Genomic DNA, 23,326 nt, shown 5'->3' with positions numbered 1-23,326 from the left:
TTCGTTCACGTGTTCGCTCATCTTCTGACTCGGGTTTAGTCTATTTTTCCTGTGCTGGCTACTCCTTGCTCTTTGCGTAGTGATTCGCCTTTAAGTTCCAGTCTATAGCTGGGGTGTACTAACCGATCGAGTAACGCGTCAGCTGTCGTGGGGTTTTCTATCAGTCCATACCATTTTTTCACCGGCAGTTGACTGATCAGGATGCTGCTGCTTTTGTCGTAGCGATCTTCCATCACCTCCAACAGCATCGTTGCCTGCATCGGACTTATTGATTCTAGGCCCACGTCGTCCAAGATCAGTAACTCTATTTTTTCTAACTGCTTAAGCTGTTTTAGATAGGTCCCGTCTACCTGACACTGGTGAAGATGGGCCAGCAACCGACCCACTCGCCAGTAACGCACGCTATATTGCTGCCGGCATGCCTGCTCACCAAGCGCACAACTGAGCCAGGTTTTGCCCGTACCTGTTGGCCCCGTGATGAGTATGCTTTTCTGATATTTCAGATATTGTCCCCCTAGCAGATCTCGCATCTGTTCCGGTGTCACTCCTCGGCTAGGGATATAGCGGATATCTTCCGGTTTTGCCTGCAAGCGCATTTGCGATTGCCGTCGCAGACGGCATATGTGGTTGTTTTTTCTATGCAAATTTTCCGATTCTACCATCAGCGACAACCGCTCCTCGAACCCCAGCTCCCCATAACTCCCCGGGAGTTCGCGTTGCGTCTCCAACGCCTGGACCATTGCCGACAACTTCAGCTCTCGCAGAGCCATTAACAGTGTATCCATATTTATTCTCCTTAGTGATAACTGTCCGGACCTCGGAGGTTTTCGTGAACCAGCATTGATACGCCGGCTCCGTCCTGGGTGACCTCACTTTCACGACCGTGTTTCAATACGTTGGCTATGAAAGAGCGGTTAATGCACCCTTTCTCCAACGCCAGCGCGCAGGCCTTCTCCAGTCGCGTCGTCTCATAGCGCCGTTGCAGATTGAGTAGCCCCAGCACGGAGCGGTAAGCCTGCTTCGGATGGGCTTTGCTCTTTTGGATGGACTCGACCACTTTCAGTGTGCACACACCCACCGACAGCGCCCAACTGCACAGCCTTTCCGGCGTCCACTGACTCTGCCCCTTATGGTTAGCCGGCATGTGCGCCGCCTGAGTCGTGTGCCTATAGGCGTTATCGCTGCGAGGGTGCGTAGCCACGCAGACGCCCTTATGGTGGATTTGCACCAGCCGTTGGGTGGCGATGACGTCAACGCGCTCGCCAACCAGCGGATGCGGCACCGAGTACCAGTTTTTGCCGTAGTCTATGTGGTAATCAGGTCCCACTCGGGCAACGAGATACTCACTGTATTCCCATTGTGTGGGCGGTAGAGGCTCAAGAGCCGGTTTGTCCAGCTGCTCGAAGCGTTCAAGGCGACTTTGTCCGCCGTAATGACGCATCGGGCGCAAATTCAACTCATGATTGAGTTCTCGTATCACCTGGTTGAGTTCGGCCAGCGAGTAGAACCTACGTTTACGCAACCGGGCCAAAACCCAGCGTTCTACCAGCTGCACAGTTGATTCTACCTTCGCCTTGTCTTTCGGTTTTCTCGGGCGCGCCGGTAGCACCACTGTCTCATAGTGATTTGCCAGCGCCTGGTAGCTCTGGTTTATGACCGGCTCATAGCGGTCAGGGGTGCTGACAGCGCTGCGCAGATTATCAGGTATCATCAGCTCCGGAACCCCACCCATGAAGTGCAGGCAGCGGCTATTGGCGTTGAGCCACGATGCCATGTCCTGGCCTTCGCAGGCTTCGATATACGCATAGCCTGACACGCCCATGGCAGCGACGAAGATAGCGACCTGGTGTACGCTACCGGTCGCAGGGTTGACGATAGGTACGGTGGGGCCACAGAAGTCGATGAAGAGCTTTTCGCCAGCCTTGTGCTCCATGCGCATAGAACGCCGCTGCTTCTTTTTCCAGTCACGGAACAGTGCACAAAACTGTGAGTAACCGAGGGCATCACCGCCCACGGCGGACTGATATTCCATCCAGAGCAGCTGCTTGGTCATGCCCTTGCGGTTTAACTCGGTATCGATATCAAACCAGCTGGGTAAGGTATTGATAACTTTTCCGGATTTGCCGGGATAGAGCAGGCGGTCGAGGTCGACGGGGGACAGTTCCGCCGGCAATGGCCAGACCAGGTTAGCTACCGTGAATCGGCCGAGGATATCGTGCACGCTAGTACAGCCTATGCCGAGCGCTGCTGCAATAGTGCGATTCGAGCGACGCTGCTCGAATTTCATACGTAAAACATTAATATAAATGCACATTTCCGTTATCGCTTTCTTCTTTTTACGTGCCATGCCATGCCCCCGGAAGCTAAAAGTCTCTAGAGTATGGCGGAACAGAAGATGAGCGATCGGACAGAATCGGAATCAGTGATCGGATGTGACCGGAACCAGCACGGGCAGCGCCTGCGCATCCTGTCGTACCGCTTAGCGATAAATCGGCACAGATAATTTCATGTGTCGCGCTATCTACTGCCAGATGAAGCTTGCGCCATACTCTGCGCCTCTCAGCCCCATGCTGTCTGACTTTCCATTCGCCTTCGCCGAAGATTTTCAGGCCGGTGCCATCGATGACCGGGTGTGAGATTTCGCCGCGGGTTGGCGTTTTTATGCTGATGTCGACGGTTTTTGCTCGCCGGCTGACCAGAGAGTAATCTGGGCAGCGCAGCGACAGCCCCATCAGTTTAAAAATCGCGTCAACGAAACCCTGTAACGCCCGGAGCGAAAGGTTAAACACGCGCTTTATCATCAGAACCGTGGTAATGGCCATATCGGTGTAGTGAAGCGGCCGGCCACGATGTTCAGGTGGTGTACTCTCAGTCCATGCAGCAATGGCTGACTCATCAAGCCATACTGTCAGGTCCCCCCCGCTGCCTGAGCGCATTGTTGTATGCGAGCCAGTTGGTGATTTTAAACTTTTGCTTTGCCATGGGGACCTGATGTTGAAACGAATGTAGTGATCAGAGCCGCCAGTCACCTAAAAGTTCGATTTATTCAACAAAGCAGCGGAAAACGGGAAGTTCAACCAGGCAGCAAGCTGCTGGTTTTGCCACTGGCTCATACTTCGACTCAATAGTTCATTATGATTCTGTTTTCTATAGACAGCCAACATGTCTAACTCATTCTCTATATCGTTTAATAACGCACGTCGTTCACGTTTATGATGGCGCGTTTTATCAGGCCCGCTTTCGGCACTGTCATCAATATTGCGATCGTCGTTCTGTTGTAACGCCGGGTGAGGTGGCTCAAGATCGGAAAGCGTGTTTTGCCCATACAGGGAACGCGCGTTGCGGGAGCCTGCCTGTATTTGGGGTGAGTGGCGCAAAGGCCGTGCTTTCGGCAAAAGAAAATGTTTCAGCGGGCCCCGTTCTGGCGCTGGGAGCGGTTTTTTTGTTGTCTGCCGAGGAATGGAGTGTTTGGCAGTAAGGTTTAGCGCCTCAGGCTTGTCCTTGGCCGCGGGGGAAGGCAATGCAACAGGCGTTTTGGCCGGCGTGACAGACGCACGGCTGTTGGGTAAATTTTTTTCAGCCACTGCCGCTTTTGCATGTTGTTGAGCGACGGCCGTATCAGAATTTTTAAGGCAATCAATAAGGGAACTTCGGATGATATTTCTGTCAGGATGGGAATGGACTTTTACAGACATTGCATCGGCTTGCGGAAAAGAGAGGGAATGATATTCGGTGTTTATCCTTGTCCTCTCTCTGGTTTCATTCGAGGAATTTGATAGGTTTTTAATCATTCCTCGTTTTTTTATGTCAATCATTGTCCCTGACTTGCCGCTTTCGACGGGAAAGGGCTGGCGACTCTGTCGATTTTCGTGGCTTGGGAAATCAGGCTTAGGCGCCTTGAAATCTACATTGCCCCCTTTATCATTGAAAGCGAGCGCTCGGGGATTAGGCATGGATGAGGCAGCGGAGAGACTGCTGTTTTGGACATTGGTGAGGTAGATCATAGCCAACAGGGTTAAATTGGCGACGTTATGCCTGGTTACGTTGCGGCTGTGCAGCCCCGGTTGACTAGCGAGCAATTTAACCTGGTCATCAAAAGGCAACTGGCTTTTCTGTTTATCATCAGCCTAGTTCACGTGCTTTCCGATATGCTTTCTATATTGATTATTAACAGTGAATTTTTTCATTTCCAACCTTATTGTTAGTATGATTGTATAAGGCTTCTATGCCCCGTTTTTTTGCTGAGTAAATTTAAAACTCGTCGCATAATCACTCCTTTTTTTAGCGTTTTTATTGCGCTTTTCGATGAAAACCAGAATGTCTACTGATCCCTATCACCAGCCGTCAAAGTTAATTAATTAATGAGATCTCATGATATTAATTATCATTGCTCGATATTTGTTTGATAATAGGAGAGGGGCCTATGACTTTACCTATTATCAAAGCACCGGGGCGATCAGATGTGGGCGGTGAATAGAGGGCTCGCGGTTGAGGGCGCGTGGTTTATGCGCTCAATCCTGCGACGTACATGTTCTGACGGGGAAGGGAATCGTATTGTATATGGCGTCAATTTGGCATTGGCAAGAGTGATGGTGGCATAGACATTGCTTGGTTTTGGAAAACGAGACACGATATTCATCATCAGTTTGAGCTTTTATCCTAAGTCATTTTTTGCGCTAAAATACATCGAAAGCGTCATAATTGATCTGCCACCTTGTGTTCACTTATGCCTGCTGAGGGGGCAGACCTTATTTATCGGCAGGTACACTCACTTTTGTTATAGGTTGGTCCCAGGTTTTAACGATAAAATAAAGAGCTGAATCACATTTTGATTATATTTTAACGCGGATATAAATGCACATGTGCCCACTGTTAGCGCGCAGCGCAGGACCGGTTTACATTGACTCGCTTATGCGCATCCTCTCCCCGGCATCCTCGTGGCGTAATGAGTACACCCGTCGAGCTAGGTAAAACCCAAATTTCATAAGCGAACGGGATGAAAAGCGGTACTCTAGCGTTAATGGATGCTGGTTCCGGTCACATCCGATCACTGATTCCGATTTCACCCGATCAGCGATTCCGATTCTGTTCGATCGCTCATCTTCTGTTCCGCCATACTCTGGAGACTTTTAGCTTCCGGGGGCATGGCATGGCACGTAAAAAGAAGAAAGCGAGAACGGAAATGTGCATCTATATTAATGTCTTACGTATGAAATTCGAGCAGCGTCGCTCGAATCGCACTATCGCAGCAGCGCTCGGCATAGGCTGTACTAGCGTGCACGATATCCTCGGCCGATTCACGGTAGCTAACCTAGTCTGGCCATTGCCGGCGGAACTGTCCCCCGTCGACCTTGACCGCCTGCTCTATCCCGGCAAATCCGGAAAAGTTATCAATACCTTACCCAGCTGGCTTGATATCGATACCGAGTTAAGCCGCAAGGGCATGACCAAGCAGCTGCTCTGGATGGAATATCAGTCCGCCGTGGGCGGTAATGCCCTCGGTTACTCACAGTTTTGTGCACTATTCCGTGACTGGAAAAAGAAGCAGCGGCGTTCCATGCGCATGGAGCACAAGGCTGGCGAAAAGCTCTTCATCGACTTCTGTGGCCCCACCGTACCTATCGTCAACCCTGCGACCGGTAGCGTACGCCAGGTCGCTATCTTCGTCGCTGCCATGGGCGTGTCAGGCTATGCGTATATCGAAGCCTGCGAAGGCCAGGACATGGCATCGTGGCTGAACGCCAATAGCCGCTGCCTGCACTTCATGGTTGGGGTTCCGGAGCTGATGATACCTGATAATCTGCGCAGCGCTGTCAGCACCCCTGACCGCTATGAGCCGGTCATAAACCAGAGCTACCAGGCGCTGGCAAATCACTATGAGACAGTGGTGCTACCGGCGCGCCCGAGAAAACCGAAAGACAAGGCGAAGGCAGAATCAACTGTGCAGCTGGTAGAACGCTGGGTTTTGGCCCGGTTGTGTAAACGTAGGTTCTACTCGCTGGCCGAACTCAACCAGGTGATACGAGAACTCAATCATGAGTTGAATCTGCGCCCGATGCGTCATTACGGCGGACAAAGTCGCCTTGAACGCTTCGAGCAGCTGGACAAACCGGCTCTTGAGCCTCTACCGCCCACACAATGGGAATACAGTGAGTATCTCGTTGCCCGAGTGGGACCTGATTACCACATAGACTACGGCAAAAACTGGTATTCGGTGCCGCATCCGCTGGTTGGCGAGCGGGTTGACGTCATCGCCACCCAACGGCTGGTGTAAATCCACCATAAGGGCGTCTGCGTAGCTACGCACCCTCGCAGCGATAACGCCTATAGGCACACGACTCAGGCGGCGCACATGCCGGCTAACCATAAGGGGCAGAGTCAGTGGACGCCGGAAAGGCTGTGCAGTTGGGCGCTGTCGGTGGGTGTGTGCACACTGAAAGTGGTCGAGTCCATCCAAAAGAGCAAAGCCCATCCGGAGCAGGCTTACCGCTCCGTGCTGGGGCTACCCAATCTGCAACGGCGCTATGAGACGACGCGACTGGAGAAGGCCTGCGCGCTGGCGTTGGAGAAAGGGTGCATTAACCGCTCTTTCATAGCCAACGTATTGAAACACGGTCGTGAAAGTGAGGTCACCCAGGACGGAGCCGGCGTATCAATGCTGGTTCACGAAAACCTCCGAGGTCCGGACAGTTATCACTAAGGAGAATAAATATGGATACACTGTTAATGGCTCTGCGAGAGCTGAAGTTGTCGGCAATGGTCCAGGCGTTGGAGACGCAACGCGAACTCCCGGGGAGTTATGGGGAGCTGGGGTTCGAGGAGCGGTTGTCGCTGATGGTAGAATCGGAAAATTTGCATAGAAAAAACAACCACATATGCCGTCTGCGACGGCAATCGCAAATGCGCTTGCAGGCAAAACCGGAAGATATCCGCTATATCCCTAGCCGAGGAGTGACACCGGAACAGATGCGAGATCTGCTAGGGGGACAATATCTGAAATATCAGAAAAGCATACTCATCACGGGGCCAACAGGTACGGGCAAAACCTGGCTCAGTTGTGCGCTTGGTGAGCAGGCATGCCGGCAGCAATATAGCGTGCGTTACTGGCGAGTGGGTCGGTTGCTGGCCCATCTTCACCAGTGTCAGGTAGACGGGACCTATCTAAAACAGCTTAAGCAGTTAGAAAAAATAGAGTTACTGATCTTGGACGACGTGGGCCTAGAATCAATAAGTCCGATGCAGGCAACGATGCTGTTGGAGGTGATGGAAGATCGCTACGACAAAAGCAGCAGCATCCTGATCAGTCAACTGCCGGTGAAAAAATGGTATGGACTGATAGAAAACCCCACGACAGCTGACGCGTTACTCGATCGGTTAGTACACCTCAGCTATAGACTGGAACTTAAAGGCGAATCACTACGCAAAGAGCAAGGAGTAGCCAGCACAGGAAAAATAGACTAAACCCGAGTCAGAAGATGAGCGAACACGTGAACGAATATCACTGGAATGGGTGATCGGAAAATATCGGAATAACTGATCGGATGTCGCCGGAACAGCTGATCGGATACGTCGGAATCTGCAAATGGAAGCGGAATACCTTTTGCACCAAGCGGAATGCGGGGAATCAACGCGGCAGACAACTTGCAGAACACCGCATCCGAAATGCGGCGGGCAATAGACGATACGGCGCAGGCGAAACGTGATACCGGGCATGCGAGACGGAATACGGGCATGCGAAACGCGTTACGGGGCATAGGATACGCGGCAGGCGCTAGCAGCTTGAGGTAGCAAGCCATCCGCGAAGGGCCGCCTGCGGCCCTTCGCCGGCACGGTGGTAATACCGGCCGGCGTGCAAACGGAGGATCAGCGTGCGCTAGCGCGCTGGCCGGAGGTTTTCAGCGCAAAACCGATGCCCAACACAACCAGCCATACCGGAATCAAATACACCGAAATGGCCATGCCCGGCGTGAGGAGCATAATCGCCAAAATACCCGCCATGAAAAGCAGGCAAAGGCAGTTGCCCACCGGGTACCATAGCGCCGGAAAGCGCGGAACGACGCCCTGTTGCGCTTTTTTGCGGCGAAATTTCCAATGCGCCAAACTGATCATGCTCCAATTGATCACCAGCGCAGAAACCACCAGCGCCATCAGCAGGCCAAAAGCCTGGCCGGGCATCAGGTAGTTGAGCAGCACACAAATCGCGGTCGCGACGGCCGAGACGCCGAGCGCGGCCACCGGCACGCCGCGCCGGTCGACTCTGGCGAGCGATTGCGGGCCATTGCCCTGGCGGGCCAAACCGTACAGCATGCGGCTATTGCTATAAACGCAGCTGTTATAAACAGACAGCGCGGCGGTCAAGACCACCAGATTAAGGATATTGGCCACCCAGTAGCTGTTAAGAGCCTGGAAAATCAATACAAACGGGCTGCCGCCTTCCACCACTTTGGCCCAGGGGTACAGCGAAAGCAGGATCGCCAGCGTGCCGATGTAAAAGATCAGAATACGGTAAATAACCTGGTTAGTGGCTTTGGGAATGCTGTGCGCCGGGTCATCCGCCTCGGCAGCGGTAATGCCCACCAGCTCCAGACCGCCGAAGGAAAACATAATCACCGCCATGGCCATCAGCAAGCCCTTGCCGCCGTGGGGGAAGAAGCCGCCCTGCGCCCATAAATTGGTCACGCTGGCCTCCGGGCCGCCGCGTCCGCTCAGCAGTAGCCAGGCGCCAAAAACGATCATCGCCACGATGGCAATCACTTTGATAATGGCGAACCAAAATTCCATTTCGCCATAAAGCTTCACGTTAGCCAAATTGATGGCGTTAATCAGCAGGAAAAACACCACCGCCGAAACCCAAGTGGGCAGTCCGGGCCACCAGTATTGCATATAGATCCCGACCGCGGACAATTCCGCCATCGCCACCAGGACATACAATACCCAATAATTCCAGCCGGAGGCGAAGCCGGCGAAATTGCCCCAATATTTGTAGGCGAAGTGGCTGAACGAGCCGGCCACCGGCTCCTCCACCACCATCTCGCCCAGTTGGCGCATGATAAGAAAGGCGATAACGCCGCCGATAGCGTAGCCCAAAATAACCGAAGGGCCGGCCATTTGTATGGTTTGCGCAATCCCCAGAAACAGGCCAGTGCCAATTGCCCCGCCCAATGCAATAAGCTGTATATGGCGGTTTTTTAGCCCGCGTTTCAGCGTCTCGGCGCGCTGTTGACCTTCCATCATCGAATCCTCTGTCGTTATGGCGGGCAGATATCTGGATTCCGCCCAGCGCTGTGTCTATCCACAGTTACGGTTGTTGTACGTTTTAATTTACGCGTCACGGCGCGGCATTTTTGCGTCCGGGCTGTCGCGGGCAACAGAATAGTGATATGTGGCAGGCTTTGCACGGGATTTATGACACTTGCTCGTAATAAACCGGCGCCGTCGTTTGCTGGAGGATGGGCGTAACGGCGACGGGAAAATCGCCGGGGTTCATAAGGTCGTATCAGGGTTGCATGACTATACATTTGGCGGCGTTTTTTCCCTGGCTTTCAGTGTAGGTCATCTTCCACGGCTTCCCCGGAACGTTTCATAGACGTTAATAACCTTTTCGCCGGAAAACACGATTGTGCTGCGCAGCGGGCCTGACGCAGCATAGATGTAAGGCTTTTGTGAGAATGTGCGCGATTTGATGATTTAGGTCAAAGCCACGATAGACAGAAGGTGAATACTTTGTTACTTTTAGCACCGTAAAAATGTAATTGGTATTACCAATTGACTCCGCGCCATCCGCTGAGAAGACAAGAAATGGCCTATAGTAAGATCCGCCAACCCAAGTTATCGGATGTCATAGAACAACAGTTGGAATATTTGATTCTGGAAGGGACGCTGCGCCCCGGCGAAAAATTGCCTCCCGAGCGTGAACTGGCCAAGCAATTTGACGTCTCCCGCCCCTCGTTGCGGGAAGCCATCCAGCGATTGGAAGCCAAAGGCCTGCTGCGGCGGCGGCAGGGGGGAGGGACGTTTGTGCAAAGTAATTTGTGGCAAAGCTTCAGCGATCCGCTGACCGAACTGTTGGCGGAACATCCTGAATCGCAATACGACCTGTTGGAAACCCGCCACGCCCTTGAAGGTATTGCCGCCTATTATGCGGCGCTGCGCGGGACCGAGCAGGATTTCGAGCATATCCGTGAGTGCCATCAGGCGATTCAGGCGGCGCAGGACAGCGGCGATCTCGACGCGGAGGCCGATGCCGTCATGAATTATCAAATCGCCGTTACCGAAGCCGCGCATAATGCGGTTTTATTGCATCTGGTGCGCTGCATGGGGCCGATGCTGGAAAACAACGTGCGTCAGAATTTTGAATTGCTTTACTCGCGCCGGGAAATGCTGGCGCAGGTGAGCAGCCTCCGCGCCGGAATTTTCGCGGCGATAGTCGCGCGTGAGCCGGAAAAGGCGCGCGAGGCGTCACATCGCCATCTGGCGTTTATTGAGGAAATTTTGCTGGACCTTGGCCGGGAACATAGCCGGCGCGAACGATCGCTTCGACGTCTCCAGCAACGCAAGGATTAAGCCTCCGGGAACGGTGGCCCACGCGGCAGCAGAAGCTATGGGCCTGTCTTCCTATGCTCTGACGGCCAGAGCATAGGAAGACAGGCTCCAACTAAACCAATATTAAAGATAGATAAGGAACACCACCATGTCAGAACGTTTGTACAATGACGTGGATCCGATCGAAACACGCGACTGGCTACAGGCGATCGAATCGGTTATCCGTGAAGAAGGTATTGAACGCGCGCAATTCCTGATTGATCAGGTGTTGGACGAAGCGCGCAAAGGTGGGGTAAGCATCGCGCAAGGTGCCGCCGGGCGCAATTACATCAACACGATTCCGGTCGAGGAGGAGCCTGAGTATCCGGGCAATTTGGAGTTGGAGCGCCGCATCCGTTCCGCTATACGCTGGAACGCCGTCATGACCGTGCTGCACGCGTCGAAGAAAGATTTGGAACTGGGCGGCCATATGGCGTCATTCCAGTCCTCCGCCACGATTTATGAAGTGTGCTTTAACCACTTCTTCCGTGCGCGCAACGACAAAGACGGCGGCGACCTGGTCTATTTCCAGGGCCACATTTCCCCGGGCGTCTATGCCCGCGCCTTCCTGGAAGGCCGCCTGAGCGAAGATCAGATGAACAACTTCCGTCAGGAAGTGCACGGCAAGGGCCTCTCGTCCTATCCGCATCCCAAGCTGATGCCGGAGTTCTGGCAGTTCCCGACGGTGTCGATGGGCCTGGGCCCCATCAGCGCTATCTATCAGGCAAAATTCCTTAAATATCTAGACAATCGCGCGCTGAAGGACACCAGCAATCAGACCGTTTACGCCTTCCTGGGCGACGGCGAGATGGACGAGCCGGAATCCAAGGGCGCCATCACCATCGCGACGCGCGAGAAGCTGGACAACCTGGTGTTCATCATCAACTGTAACTTACAGCGTCTGGATGGACCGGTCACCGGTAACGGCAAGATCATCAACGAGCTGGAAGGCGTGTTCGGCGGCGCCGGCTGGGAAGTGATCAAGGTGGTCTGGGGCAGCCGCTGGGACGAGCTGCTGCGTAAAGACACCTCCGGCAAGCTGATTCAATTAATGAACGAAACCGTCGACGGCGACTACCAGACCTTTAAATCGAAGAACGGCGCCTACGTGCGCGAGCACTTCTTCGGTAAATATCCGGAAACCGCCGCACTGGTGAAGGACATGAGCGACGACGAGATATGGGCGCTGAATCGCGGCGGCCACGATCCGAAGAAAATCTATGCCGCGCTGCAAAAAGCCAAGAAAACCACCGGCAAGCCCGTGGTCATCCTCGCCCACACCATCAAAGGCTACGGCATGGGTGTGACCGCGGAAGGCATGAATATCGCGCACCAGGTGAAGAAAATGAACATGGAAGGGGTACGCTACTTCCGCGATCGCTTCAACCTGAGCACCATTACCGACGACAAGATCGAAGCGCTGCCCTATATCACTTTTGCAGAAGGGTCCGAAGAGCACACCTATCTGCACGAGCGCCGCAAAGCGCTGCACGGCTATCTGCCGAGCCGCTTGAAAGATTTCACCAAGCCGCTGGAATTGCCGACGCTTGAGGACTTCGCACCGCTTCTGGAAGAGCAGAAGAAAGAGATCTCCACCACTATCGCTTTTGTTCGCGTGCTGAACGTGATGCTGAAGAACAAGTCGATCAAAGATCGCCTGGTGCCGATCATCGCCGACGAAGCCCGTACTTTCGGCATGGAAGGTCTGTTCCGCCAGATAGGCATCTACAGCCCCAACGGCCAGCAGTACACGCCGCAGGACCGCGAGCAGGTCGCCTACTACCGCGAAGACGAAAAAGGGCAGATCCTGCAAGAAGGGATCAACGAGCTGGGCGCGGCTTCTTCCTGGCTGGCGGCGGCGACCTCCTACAGCACCAACGATTTGCCGATGATTCCGTTCTACATCTACTATTCGATGTTCGGTTTCCAGCGTATCGGCGATCTGTGCTGGGCGGCGGGCGACCAGCAGGCGTGCGGCTTCCTTATCGGCGGCACGTCGGGGCGGACCACGCTGAACGGTGAAGGCTTGCAGCACGAAGACGGCCACAGCCATATTCAGTCGCTGACCATCCCGAACTGCATTTCCTACGATCCGGCCTATGCCTATGAAGTCGCGGTCATCATGCACGACGGTTTGACCCGGATGTACGGCGATAAGCCGGAAAAAGTCTACTACTATTTGACCACGCTGAACGAAAACTACGCTATGCCCGCCATGCCGAAAGGCGCGGAAGAGGGTATTCGCAAGGGGATCTACAAGCTGGAAACGCTGGAAGGCGGCAAAGGCAAAGTGCAGCTGATGGGCTCCGGCGCCATTCTGCGCCACGTGCGCGAAGCGGCGCAGATCCTGTCGAAAGAGTATGGGGTGGGTTCCGATGTGTACAGCGTGACCTCGTTCACCGAACTGGCGCGCGATGGCCAGGATTACGAACGCTGGAACATGCTGCATCCGACCGAAACGCCGCGCGTACCCTATGTGGCCACCGTGCTGAACGATGCGCCGGCGGTAGCGTCCACCGACTATATGAAACTGTTCGCCGAGCAGATCCGCAACTTCATTCCCGCTAGCGAGTTCCGAGTTCTGGGCACCGACGGTTTCGGCCGTTCCGACAGCCGCGAGAACCTGCGTCATCACTTTGAAGTGGACGCCAGCTATGTGGTGGTTGCGGCGCTGGGTGAATTGGCCAAACGCGGCGATATCGGCGCTGATGTGGTGGCGCAGGCCATCAGCAAATTCGGCATCGATGCTGACAAAGTCAACCCGCGTCTGGCGTAAGAGGTAGAGTAAATCATGGCTATTAAAATCAACGTACCGGATATCGGTGCAGATGAAGTGGAAGTCACCGAAGTCCTGGTCAGCGTGGGCGATAAAGTTGACGCCGAGCAGTCGCTGATTACCGTGGAAGGCGACAAAGCGTCCATGGAAGTGCCCTCGCCGCAGGCGGGGGTGGTGAAAGAGTTGAAGGTGGCGGTGGGCGATAAAGTCACCACCGGCAAACTGATTATGGTCTTCGAGGAAGCCGAGGGTGGCGCTGAGAAGCCTGCCGCCGCGCCGGAGCAGGCCGCCGCCGGCGGTGCCGCACAGAGTAAAGAGGTTAACGTGCCCGATATCGGCGGCGATGAAGTGGAAGTCACCGAGGTCATGGTCAAAGTGGGCGATAAGATCAGCGCCGAACAGTCGCTGATTACCGTGGAAGGTGACAAGGCATCGATGGAAGTGCCGGCGCCGTTTGCGGGGACCGTCAAAGAGATCAAGATTAACGTCGGCGATAAGGTCAGCACCGGTTCGCAGCTTATGGTGTTCGAGGTGGAAGGCGTCGCCCCGTCGCCGGCCCAAGGCAAAGGCGAATTTGCCGAGAACGACGCCTATGTGCACGCGACCCCGGTGATCCGCCGGCTGGCGCGCGAATTCGGCGTCAACTTGGCGAAGGTGAAAGGTACCGGGCGTAAAGGCCGTATTCTACGCGAAGATATCCAGGCGTACGTCAAAGAGGCGGTCAAATGCGCCGAGGCCGCCCCAGCCGCTGCCGGCGGCGGTACGCTGCCTGGCCTGCTGCCGTGGCCGAAAGTGGACTTCAGCAAGTTCGGCGACACCGAAGAGGTGGAACTGGGCCGGATCCAGAAAATCTCCGGCGCCAACCTGCACCGCAACTGGGTGATGATCCCCCATGTGACCCAGTTCGACGAAGCCGATATCACCGAAGTGGAAGCCTTCCGCAAGCAGCAGAACGCCGAAGCCGAGAAGAAGAAGTTGGATGTGAAAATCACCCCGCTGGTGTTTATCATGAAGGCGGTCGCCAAGGGGCTGGAAGAGCTGCCGCGTTTTAACAGCTCGCTGTCCGAAGACGCCCAGAAACTGACACTGAAAAAATACATCAATATCGGCGTGGCGGTAGATACCCCGAATGGTCTGGTGGTGCCGGTGTTCCGCGATGTGAATAAGAAAGGCATCGTGGAACTGTCGCGCGAGCTGGCGGAGATCTCGAAAAAGGCCCGCGCCGGCAAGCTGACAGCGTCGGATATGCAGGGCGGCTGTTTCACCATCTCCAGCCTGGGCGGCATCGGCGGTACGGCGTTCACGCCTATCGTCAATGCGCCGGAAGTGGCGATACTCGGCGTGTCTAAATTGTCGATGAAGCCGGTGTGGAACGGTAAAGAGTTCGCGCCACGGCTGATGTTGTCGCTGTCGCTGTCCTATGACCATCGGGTCATCGACGGCGCCGACGGTGCGCGTTTTATCAGCTTCATCAATAATGTGATGTCCGATATCCGTCGCTTGGTGATGTAACTTCCAGGCCGGCCTGCTTGTTTTTGCGTCGCCGCCGGCGGCGAAGGGCGGTCGTCGGCGGTACCAACTAAACATGCGCCGTCGTCACATACTTTGCAGTCTATTAACATTTCTGTAAACTATGCGCGATGGAGACGTCCCGGTGTGGACACAGCGCGTTATGCAAATACACGCGATAAAATAGACGTCTGACCCGCCGGACAATCAACTAAGAGGTCATGATGAGTACTGAAATAAAAACTCAGGTCGTGGTACTTGGGGCAGGCCCAGGCGGCTATTCTGCGGCATTCCGCTGTGCGGATTTAGGTCTGGAGACCGTCTTGGTGGAACGTTATTCCACCCTCGGCGGGGTCTGTCTGAACGTAGGCTGTATCCCCTCCAAAGCCTTATTGCATGCCGCTAAAGTCATCGAAGAGGCCAAGGCGCTGAGCAAAAACGGCATCGTCTTTGGCGAGCCGCAAACCGATATCGACAAAGTGCGCACCTGGAAGGAAAAGGTGGTCAATCAGTTGACCGGCGGCCTGAGCGGTATGGCTAAAGCGCGTAAGGTCAAAGTGGTAAACGGTTACGGTAAATTCACCGGCGCCAACACCCTACAGGTGGAAGGCGAAAACGGCACGACAACCATTACCTTCGACAACACCATTATTGCCGCAGGCTCCCGCCCGATCCAACTGCCGTTTATCCCCCATGATGATTCCCGCGTATGGGATTCCACCGATGCGCTCGCCCTGACCACCGTGCCGAAGCGCCTGTTGGTGATGGGCGGCGGCATCATCGGCCTGGAAATGGCCACCGTTTACCACGCGCTCGGATCGGAAATCGACGTGGTGGAAATGTTCGATCAGGTTATCCCGGCGGCCGATAAAGACGTGGTGAAAGTCTTTACCAAGCGCATCAGTTCCCATTTCAACCTGATGCTAGAAACCAAAGTCACCGCGGTGGAAGCCAAAGAAGACGGCGTGTATGTCAGCATGGAAGGGAAAAAAGCGCCGTCGGAAGTCCAGCGCTATGACGCCGTTCTGGTCGCCATCGGCCGCGTGCCGAACGGTAAATTGTTGGATGCCGGCCAGGCCGGGGTAGAGGTTGACGACCGCGGTTTCATCCGCGTCGACAAACAAATGCGCACCAATGTGCCGCACATCTACGCTATCGGCGATATCGTCGGCCAGCCGATGCTGGCGCACAAAGGCACCCACGAAGGCCACGTGGCGGCGGAAGTTATCGCCGGTAAGAAACACTATTTCGACCCGAAAGTCATCCCGTCTATCGCCTATACCGAGCCGGAAGTGGCTTGGGTCGGTCTGACGGAAAAAGAAGCGAAAGAGAAAGGCATCAGCTATGAGGTCGCCACTTTCCCGTGGGCGGCATCCGGCCGCGCCATCGCTTCCGACTGCCAGAACGGTATGACCAAGCTGATTTTCGATAAAGAAAGCCATCGGGTGATTGGCGGCGCGGTGGTAGGCGTCAACGGCGGCGAGCTGCTGGGCGAAATCGGCCTGGCCATCGAGATGGGCTGCGATGCGGAAGATATCGCGCTGACCATCCATGCGCACCCCACGTTGCATGAATCGGTGGGTCTGGCGGCGGAAGTTTACGAAGGCACCATTACCGACCTGCCCAACGCCAAAGCGAAGAAAAAGAAATAACTTTCCTTTGCCCTTCGGCAAAAAAAGGCGCCTTATGGGCTTTTTTTTGCCTCCAGGCCGCCGGAGATCGGGTCAACGGCCGATGGGCAAACAGCGAGCGGTACCGATATGCTGTAGGGGTGGTTAGAGCCGGTAGGGATTGAGCCGATGTCGACTATTTAATTAAGGGCTAAACGCATGCCGCCACGGATACCGGACATCGCCCCGCTGCGGCCTGTTAACGGTGACCTGCAAGATTATCGGCTGAAGCATACCGGACGACGCTCATGATTAACCGTTATATGAGGTGAAGATGCCCATCGTTTTTTCAATGCCTAATCGACATATCCTGCTCAGCGACCAGAAAGTGGCGCAAGTATTGAATGCCAATACCGTACAGGAGGCAACGCGAATCAATAATATTGCTGAATTTGTCAGTGGCATTATTGATTGGTTCAGGGAGGGAACGCAAAAAAAGGAAATTATTGCTCTATTTCACATCCTTCAGGAAAGTCAATCTGGCGCAACGGCGATGCCAGAATACCGCCGTCTGGAGAAATTCATCCAGCTAAGGCGACTGGCGTTACCGGAATACCAAAGTCAATTCCAGCTTCAAATCCTCGCCCCAACCGCACGGTACGACTGGGGCTACGCGCTAAAGGTTAATGGCCAAACCTTATTCCAGTGCGACAATGTCGTTACAAAAAGCAAAAACGGTGACGCGGATCCACTGCCTGTCTTTCATGCGACAAACCTTCGCATGAAAATGGAGGATGCGGTTTATCAAACGTTGCGCCTTCAGGCCGATGGCGCACTGCACTATTTACCCCTTTATAAAAAAGCGTCGCTGTCCCACCTGTTTGATGTTAAACACACGGATTTGGACCGCTTAATGGATAAACTCCAGACGCGCGAATACTGTCTGGAAAATCTGGAAACAATTGACAATTATAAATACGGAATTTCTTTCGACGCGGTATTCAAAAACGGCAACCGAATCTCTATTTCCGACGCAAACGCCGCCGCATGGCGGGCGGGCGACGAGACATTGCGCGAAAAATTGGCAAGTAAACGGTATGCGGATTGGGATGCCTTGCTGGGGGAGGGATACCGGAGCAAAGACGATAGGGTGCTCAGAGCGCTAACGGCTCCCCTCAAGCGAGACTACTGCGACGTGATAAATCACGCCGAAGTGCTGACGGCACCGGGCCTATGTGATTTCCATAACGCGTTACGGGAAATCGCTATCGCCGATACCGATCTTTTTGATCTCTGGGACCTGGCGAACGAGGTAGGCGGTTATGAGGATGATAGGTTAAGCTGCGGCGTCGGTGACCACTTGCTCAATTTGCAGTGCGGTGATGACGATGCGCGCGAAGATGACGTCGACAGCCTGTTATGGCTTGACGATAGCGGCTTGTTCAGCGATAGCGATGGGGGGAGCGAGTCGGTGGAAAGTCTGCCTGCGGCAATGCCGCCAATGCCGTCATTAACGCCGCTTGCTTCGTCGTTACCGCTTACATCGCCGCCGCTTTCGCCGCTCTCGGCCATTGCGTCGCGGTCGTTGCGGGAAGACGCATGAGGCGAGCTACCTGACGGGAGCGTCGTCGCCATTTGCCCCGGCCGGCTGCAAAAGCGGTAACTTAACTGCGGCGAGGCTTCGCCGCATCTGATGTCTGATACTGCCTGTCTTCTTTACCACGTCCGTTAAGAGGCAGGTCCGTCGATGCCATTGTCAATGACCGCGCTGGCGCTGGCCGTTATCGCGGGGAATGTGCCGCTGTTGTTTTTGCCGCAACTTCCGACGGCGGGCGCGCTGTGCTGCCGGCTGGCTGTTGCTTTTGACCGGCCGCCGCACGGCGCAGTATTTGGCGGTGGGGGTGCTGATGCTGGCCTGGAGCGGCCATCACGCTCGGCTATTGCTGGTGCAAACCACGGCCTGGAGCCAGGGTAATCAGACCTTGATAGCCCGCGTGGCCACCCTCAATCTCTCGGCCGAGAATGCTCCTGCCCGCATTGTCGTGCGCGTCAGCCACATCAACGGCCAGCAGGTATTTCCTCCGGTGGCGCTGCGCTGGCGCGCGCCGCCGGTGCGGTGGTGTGCCGGGCAGTAATGGCGGCTGCGGGTGACGTTACAGCCGGTGCATGGGCGCATGAATCAAGGGGGATTCAATAGTCAGCGTTGGGCCATGGCCAATCACCAGCCGTTGCAGGGCAGGGTGCTGCGGGCGCTGATGCTGGCACTGGGCTTCGGCACGACCCAGGAAATCAGCGACGGTGAATGGCAGTTGCTATCACGCACCGGCATCGCCCATCTCATGGCGATTTCAGGGCTGCATATCGGCCTGGCGGCGCTGTTCGGCTGGCTGGTGGCGCGGGGAGCGCAATTCTTCTGGCCGGCCCGCGCCATTGGCGTGGGAGCGCCGCTGCTGTTCTGCTGGGTATGCGCCGCGGGCTATGTGGCGCTATCCGGGGCGAATTTCCCCGCCCAGCGCGGCTTGCTGGCGCTGACGCTTTGGACTAATCGTTCGCCTGCGGGGCGTCACGCTGAGTCCATGGCAAATTTTATTGTGGTGCGTATCGCTAATCCTCATCACCGATCCGCTGACGGTGCTCTCCAATAGTCTGTGGCTTTCTTGTACCGCGATGGCGGCACTGATTTTCTTCTTTCAGTGGGCGCCGCTGCCGGCCCGCTGCCGGCGGGGTTGGCGCTGGTGCGGCATTCGCTGGCTGCATTTGCAGGGAGGCATGACCCTGCTGTTGTTGCCGATGCAGTGTTTACTGTTCCACGGCGGTAATCCGCTGGCGCTGGGGGCCAATTTGTGGGCGGTGCCGTTGGTGTCGTTTATCAGCACGCCGCTCATTTTGGCGGCTATCGTCACCGGTGGTCTTAAGGGGGTGAGCGCTCAGCTCTGGCGTTGGGCGGATCTGTCGCTTGATGGCATGATGGCGCCGCTTGCGCCGCTTGCGCCGCTGGCGCAAGGGTGGTTAACGCTGTCGGGCCAGGGGCTGGTCATCAGCGCCGCCGGTTGGCTGGGCATTATCATCTGGCGATTCGGCTGGTGGCGCGCTTATCCTCTGACAATGGTGGTGTTGGCCGTGCTGATGCTGCAAAGTCTCAGGCCGCCGGCAACGGACGAATCGCGCTGGCGGCTGGATATGCTGGATGTGGGCCACGGCCTGGCGGTAAGTATTGAGTGCGACGGCAAGACGCTGCTGTATGACACCGGCGCCGGCTGGCGCGAGGGCGATATGGGCAAGGCGGCAATCCTTCCTTACATGGCCTGGCGCCGGAACATATCTACCTGAGCCACAGCCATGAGGATCATATCGGCGGTTTAGCCAGCGTGCGGCGCGTTTGGCAAGCGGTACCGGTCAGCAGTTCGTTCCGCGCGCCCGGCCACGGCTTATGTCTGCGCGGGCAGCGCTGACGCTGGCGGGGGTTACATTTTGAGGTGCTCTGGCCGCCAGCGCCGGCAATAACGATTCCTGCGTGCTGCGGATAGACGATGGCCGCTTCCGTGTCCTCCTCACCGGCGACATCGAAGCGCCGGCGGAACGGGCGTTGCTGCGTCTGGATCGGCCCGCGTTGCGCGCCGAGGTCCTTCAGGTGCCCCATCACGGCAGTAAAACGTCTTCCACCGCCCCCTTTTTACGGGCGGTGCGGCCGCAGGTGGCGCTAGCCTCGGCAGGGCGCTACAGTCCCTGGCGTCTGCCGGCTGAGGCGGTGGTGCAGCGCTACCGGCGTCTGGGCATTTGCTGGCGCGATACAGCGGTAAGCGGCCAGCTGAGCGTGCGTTTTTATGCGCGGTCGTTTGAGGTGCTGGCCTATCGCGGTCAAATTTCCCGCCGATGGTATCATCAGTGGTTTGGCGTCGCCGCGCTAAATAGGTAGAATAGGCGGCTATTTAGTCCCGGCACTGGTAAATGAATGCTAAACGATAAAGATCTCTCCACCTGGCAGACCTTCCGTCGCCTTTGGCCGATGATTTCACATTTCAAGACAGGTCTGATCGTCGCGGCGATTGCCCTGATACTCAATGCCGCCAGCGATACCTTTATGTTATCGCTGCTTAAACCCCTGCTGGATGATGGATTTGGCAAAGCCAACAGCAATATTCTGGTCTGGATGCCGCTGGCGGTGATTGGCCTGATGGTGCTGCGCGGCGTCAGCGGCTTTGTCTCCAGCTATTGCGTATCCTGGGTTTCCGGCAAAGTGGTGATGAACATGCGCCGCCGGCTGTTTAACCACATGATGGACATGCCAGTGTCTTTTTTCGACCAGCAATCCACCGGCACCCTGCTTTCGCGCATTACCTATGATTCCGAACAGGTAGCGTCATCCTCCTCCGGCGCGCTGATTATCGTGATTCGTGAAGGGGCATCGATCATCGGCCTGTTTGCGATGATGTTCTATTACAGTTGGCAATTGTCGCTGATCCTGGTGGTGATTGCGCCCGTGGTATCGTTTGCCATCCGGCAGGTGTCAAAACGGTTCCGACAGATTAGTAAAAGAATGCAAAACACCATGGGGCAGGTGACCACCAGCGCCGAGCAGATGCTCAAAGGGCATAAGGAAGTGCTGATTTTTGGCGGCCAGAAGGTGGAAAACGAGCGTTTCAACAGCGTCAGCAACCGCATGCGCCAGCAGGGGATGAAAATGGTGGCCGCCTCTTCGGTCTCCGATCCGCTGATCCAGTTTATCGCCTCCCTGGCGCTGGCCTTTGTTCTGTATGCCGCCAGCTTTCCGTCGGTGATGGAAACCTTGACCGCCGGGACCATCACCGTCGTGTTTTCGTCAATGATTGCCCTAATGCGCCCGCTGAAATCCCTGACCAACGTCAACGCCCAGTTCCAGCGCGGTATGGCCGCTTGCCAGACGCTGTTTTCCATTCTTGATATGGAAACCGAAAAGGATGAGGGGACGGTGGAGGTTGAGCGCGTTAAAGGGGATATCGCCTTTGAACACGTCACCTTTTCCTATCCCGGTAAAGAGACGCCTTCGCTGCACGACATCAGTCTAAGCATTCCGGCGGGGCATACGGTGGCGTTAGTGGGGCGCTCCGGCTCCGGTAAATCGACCATCGCTAATTTGTTGACGCGTTTTTACGATATCCAACAGGGCCAGATCCTGCTCGATGGTACCGATTTGCGCGCCTATAAGCTCGCCTCGCTGCGTAACCAGATGGCGCTGGTTTCCCAAAACGTACATTTGTTTAACGATACTATCGCCAACAATATCGCTTATGCCCGCAAGGCAATTTACTCCCGCGAGCAGGTAGAGAACGCTGCCCGCATGGCTTACGCCATGGATTTCATCGAAAAAATGGACATGGGCCTGGACACGGTGATCGGCGAAAACGGCGTCTTGCTCTCCGGCGGCCAGCGTCAGCGCATCGCCATCGCCCGCGCGCTGCTGCGCGATTGCCCGATACTTATCCTCGACGAAGCCACCTCGGCGCTGGATACCGAATCCGAGCGGGCAATCCAAAAAGCGCTGGATGCGCTGCAAAAGAATCGGACCTCCCTGGTCATCGCCCATCGCCTGTCCACCATCGAAAAAGCCGATGAAATTCTGGTGGTGGTGGAGGGACGGATCGTCGAACGCGGCAATCATGAGGAGCTGATATCGCGCCAGGGGGTTTACGCCCAGCTTCACCGGTTACAGTTCGGCCAATGATTGCCCGCATCTGGTCCGGCGCCTCGCCGCTGTATCTGCTGCTGCTGCCGTTTTCCTGGCTGTATGGCCTGGTAACGGCGCTAATCCGTTACAGCTATCGCCGCGGCTGGCGGAAAGTTCATCGCTTTTCGCTGCCGATCGTGGGGGTGGGCAACCTGACCGCCGGCGGCAACGGCAAAACGCCGGTGGTGCTATGGCTGGTGACGCAACTGCAAGCGCGCGGCTGGCGGGTCGGTGTGGTATCCCGCGGCTACGGCGGGCGCGCGGCGCAGTATCCGCTGCTGCTGGACGCCACCACCACCAGCGAGCAGTGCGGTGACGAGCCGTTGTTAATCTGGCAGCGAACCGGGGCGCCGGTTGCGGTGGCGCCCCGGCGCGCCGAAGCGGTAGCGGCACTGCTGCGCGCGCAGCCCCTGGATGTGGTAGTGACCGACGACGGTTTGCAGCATTATGCGCTGGGGCGGGATATCGAGTGGGTGGTTATCGACGGCGAGCGTCGGTTCGGCAATGGCTGGTGGCTGCCCGCGGGCCCTATGCGCGAACGGGCCGACCGTCTACAGCAGGTGCAAGCGGTCATCGTCAACGGCGGCGACGCTCGTCCTGGCGAGGTGCCGATGCGGCTTGTCGCCGGCGCGGCCGTCAATTTGCTGACGGGTGAACGTCGCGCGCTTTCCGGTTTGACGCCGGTGGTGGCAATGGCCGGCATTGGACATCCGCCGCGCTTTTTCGCCACGGTACGCGCAGGCGGCGTAACGCCGGTGTGGGAGGTGGCGTTTGGCGATCATCAGGCCTACCGGCAGCAAATGCTCGACGCGCTGGCCGTGCCGGATGAGCAGTTGCTGATGACCGAGAAGGACGCGGTCAAATGCCGCTCCTTCGCCCGTGCGAATTGGTGGTATCTGCCGGTCGACGCGCAACTGCCCAAGGGGGCGCAGCAACGTCTACTGACGCCGGTTGAGCAGGCCATCCAGCGCTATCGTAAAGTTGCGGACGACGGCGCAAAAACGTAACGCGCGACGGCGCGGTGCTTGAAAGCAGAGAAACAAACGGCCCGACTAACGTGGGTTAACCGGGCCGTCCAAGCGATGGTCTATTGCTTAGCGGCTAAAATTAGCGAACAGAGCAATGATTTTGTTTAACGTTTTCATG

17 protein-coding genes and 2 pseudogenes are annotated in these 23,326 nt (G+C 56.0%); 14 read left to right on the top strand and 5 right to left on the bottom strand.

Annotated elements, in window-relative coordinates:
- Window positions 1-35 precede the first annotated feature (35 nt).
- From istB (SOPEG_RS14410) to SOPEG_RS27650, 4 genes and pseudogenes are all read right to left on the bottom strand, one after another.
- Window positions 36-785: an IS21-like element ISSoEn3 family helper ATPase IstB gene (gene istB / locus SOPEG_RS14410; protein WP_025245871.1), complete on the bottom strand. Its 750-nt coding sequence runs from the start codon at window positions 783-785 to the stop codon at window positions 36-38.
- 11 nt (window positions 786-796) lie between these two features.
- Window positions 797-2,347 (bottom strand): IS21 family transposase, encoded by a 1,551-nt coding sequence (istA, locus tag SOPEG_RS14405; RefSeq protein ID WP_025245870.1) that lies wholly within the window; start codon window positions 2,345-2,347, stop codon window positions 797-799.
- 84 nt (window positions 2,348-2,431) lie between these two features.
- Window positions 2,432-2,982 (bottom strand): annotated as a pseudogene (locus SOPEG_RS14400) (IS5 family transposase); the annotation flags it as partial.
- Between the two features lie 47 nt (window positions 2,983-3,029).
- Window positions 3,030-4,103 carry a hypothetical protein gene (locus SOPEG_RS27650; RefSeq protein ID WP_148297091.1) on the bottom strand — a complete coding sequence of 358 codons (1,074 nt, stop codon included), beginning with the start codon at window positions 4,101-4,103 and terminating at the stop codon, window positions 3,030-3,032.
- A 1,046-nt stretch (window positions 4,104-5,149) separates the two neighbouring features.
- Between SOPEG_RS27650 and istA (SOPEG_RS14390) the strand changes: the two are divergent.
- Both istA (SOPEG_RS14390) and istB (SOPEG_RS14385) read left to right on the top strand, forming a co-directional pair.
- Window positions 5,150-6,700: pseudogene (istA, locus tag SOPEG_RS14390) on the top strand (IS21 family transposase).
- Between the two features lie 11 nt (window positions 6,701-6,711).
- Complete coding sequence (gene istB, locus SOPEG_RS14385) at window positions 6,712-7,461, top strand: IS21-like element ISSoEn3 family helper ATPase IstB (protein ID WP_025245868.1); 750 nt, start codon at window positions 6,712-6,714, stop codon at window positions 7,459-7,461.
- A gap of 402 nt (window positions 7,462-7,863) precedes the next feature.
- Here istB (SOPEG_RS14385) and SOPEG_RS14380 read toward each other — a convergent pair whose 3' ends face one another.
- Window positions 7,864-9,231 carry an amino acid permease gene (locus tag SOPEG_RS14380; RefSeq protein ID WP_025245867.1) on the bottom strand — a complete coding sequence of 456 codons (1,368 nt, stop codon included), beginning with the start codon at window positions 9,229-9,231 and terminating at the stop codon, window positions 7,864-7,866.
- A 567-nt stretch (window positions 9,232-9,798) separates the two neighbouring features.
- Here SOPEG_RS14380 and pdhR point away from each other — a divergent pair.
- From pdhR to lpxK, 12 genes are all read left to right on the top strand, one after another.
- Complete coding sequence (gene pdhR, locus SOPEG_RS14375; protein WP_025245866.1) at window positions 9,799-10,563, top strand: pyruvate dehydrogenase complex transcriptional repressor PdhR; 765 nt, start codon at window positions 9,799-9,801, stop codon at window positions 10,561-10,563.
- 127 nt (window positions 10,564-10,690) lie between these two features.
- Window positions 10,691-13,357: a pyruvate dehydrogenase (acetyl-transferring), homodimeric type gene (gene aceE / locus SOPEG_RS14370; RefSeq protein ID WP_025245865.1), complete on the top strand. Its 2,667-nt coding sequence runs from the start codon at window positions 10,691-10,693 to the stop codon at window positions 13,355-13,357.
- Window positions 13,358-13,372: 15 nt separating this feature from the next.
- Entirely contained in the window at window positions 13,373-14,869 is a 1,497-nt protein-coding gene (gene aceF / locus SOPEG_RS14365; protein ID WP_025245864.1) for a dihydrolipoyllysine-residue acetyltransferase, read from the top strand.
- A gap of 221 nt (window positions 14,870-15,090) precedes the next feature.
- Window positions 15,091-16,518, top strand: coding sequence for a dihydrolipoyl dehydrogenase (gene lpdA, locus SOPEG_RS14360; RefSeq protein ID WP_025245863.1), 1,428 nt, complete (start codon window positions 15,091-15,093; stop codon window positions 16,516-16,518).
- Between the two features lie 292 nt (window positions 16,519-16,810).
- Window positions 16,811-18,079, top strand: coding sequence for a hypothetical protein (locus tag SOPEG_RS14355; RefSeq protein ID WP_025245862.1), 1,269 nt, complete (start codon window positions 16,811-16,813; stop codon window positions 18,077-18,079).
- A gap of 253 nt (window positions 18,080-18,332) precedes the next feature.
- Window positions 18,333-18,611 carry a hypothetical protein gene (locus tag SOPEG_RS29755; protein WP_236851486.1) on the top strand — a complete coding sequence of 93 codons (279 nt, stop codon included), beginning with the start codon at window positions 18,333-18,335 and terminating at the stop codon, window positions 18,609-18,611.
- Window positions 18,612-18,686: 75 nt separating this feature from the next.
- Window positions 18,687-19,121 (top strand): ComEC/Rec2 family competence protein, encoded by a 435-nt coding sequence (locus SOPEG_RS29750; protein ID WP_025245860.1) that lies wholly within the window; start codon window positions 18,687-18,689, stop codon window positions 19,119-19,121.
- Complete coding sequence (locus SOPEG_RS29745; protein ID WP_417903418.1) at window positions 19,108-19,806, top strand: ComEC/Rec2 family competence protein; 699 nt, start codon at window positions 19,108-19,110, stop codon at window positions 19,804-19,806. Before SOPEG_RS29750 ends, SOPEG_RS29745 begins: the two co-directional genes overlap by 14 nt.
- Window positions 19,734-19,928, top strand: coding sequence for an MBL fold metallo-hydrolase (locus SOPEG_RS30635; protein WP_335334099.1), 195 nt, complete (start codon window positions 19,734-19,736; stop codon window positions 19,926-19,928). The genes SOPEG_RS29745 and SOPEG_RS30635 overlap by 73 nt, the downstream gene beginning before the upstream one ends.
- Window positions 19,929-19,990: 62 nt before the next feature.
- Window positions 19,991-20,392, top strand: a complete 402-nt coding sequence (locus SOPEG_RS29735; protein WP_236851483.1) for a hypothetical protein — start codon at window positions 19,991-19,993, stop codon at window positions 20,390-20,392.
- A gap of 36 nt (window positions 20,393-20,428) precedes the next feature.
- The gene (gene msbA / locus SOPEG_RS14345; RefSeq protein WP_025245856.1) at window positions 20,429-22,177 is read left to right on the top strand and encodes a lipid A ABC transporter ATP-binding protein/permease MsbA; all 1,749 of its coding nucleotides are present in this window, start codon (window positions 20,429-20,431) and stop codon (window positions 22,175-22,177) included.
- Complete coding sequence (gene lpxK, locus SOPEG_RS14340) at window positions 22,174-23,187, top strand: tetraacyldisaccharide 4'-kinase (RefSeq protein WP_025245855.1); 1,014 nt, start codon at window positions 22,174-22,176, stop codon at window positions 23,185-23,187. Before msbA ends, lpxK begins: the two co-directional genes overlap by 4 nt.
- The last annotated feature ends 139 nt before the right edge of the window (window positions 23,188-23,326 follow it).

The organism is Candidatus Sodalis pierantonius str. SOPE (assembly GCF_000517405.1).
In the GTDB taxonomy this organism is placed as follows: Bacteria; Pseudomonadota; Gammaproteobacteria; order Enterobacterales; family Enterobacteriaceae; genus Sodalis_C; species Sodalis_C pierantonii.
The sequence above is the reverse complement of the archived record's forward strand: the minus strand, read 5'-3'. Positions and strand labels throughout refer to the sequence as shown.

Excerpts from the sequence above, each read along its gene's own strand:
- lpxK (WP_025245855.1), top strand. The coding sequence starts at position 22,174 with ATGATTGCCCGCATCTGGTCCGGCGCCTCGCCGCTGTATCTGCTGCTG.
- istB (WP_025245871.1), bottom strand. The coding sequence starts at position 785 with ATGGATACACTGTTAATGGCTCTGCGAGAGCTGAAGTTGTCGGCAATG.
- istB (WP_025245868.1), top strand. The coding sequence starts at position 6,712 with ATGGATACACTGTTAATGGCTCTGCGAGAGCTGAAGTTGTCGGCAATG.
- SOPEG_RS14380 (WP_025245867.1), bottom strand. The coding sequence starts at position 9,231 with ATGGAAGGTCAACAGCGCGCCGAGACGCTGAAACGCGGGCTAAAAAAC.
- aceE (WP_025245865.1), top strand. The coding sequence starts at position 10,691 with ATGTCAGAACGTTTGTACAATGACGTGGATCCGATCGAAACACGCGAC.
- SOPEG_RS29750 (WP_025245860.1), top strand. The coding sequence starts at position 18,687 with ATGGCCAATCACCAGCCGTTGCAGGGCAGGGTGCTGCGGGCGCTGATG.
- lpdA (WP_025245863.1), top strand. The coding sequence starts at position 15,091 with ATGAGTACTGAAATAAAAACTCAGGTCGTGGTACTTGGGGCAGGCCCA.
- SOPEG_RS14355 (WP_025245862.1), top strand. The coding sequence starts at position 16,811 with ATGCCCATCGTTTTTTCAATGCCTAATCGACATATCCTGCTCAGCGAC.
- aceF (WP_025245864.1), top strand. The coding sequence starts at position 13,373 with ATGGCTATTAAAATCAACGTACCGGATATCGGTGCAGATGAAGTGGAA.
- pdhR (WP_025245866.1), top strand. The coding sequence starts at position 9,799 with ATGGCCTATAGTAAGATCCGCCAACCCAAGTTATCGGATGTCATAGAA.
- istA (WP_025245870.1), bottom strand. The coding sequence starts at position 2,347 with ATGGCACGTAAAAAGAAGAAAGCGATAACGGAAATGTGCATTTATATT.
- msbA (WP_025245856.1), top strand. The coding sequence starts at position 20,429 with ATGCTAAACGATAAAGATCTCTCCACCTGGCAGACCTTCCGTCGCCTT.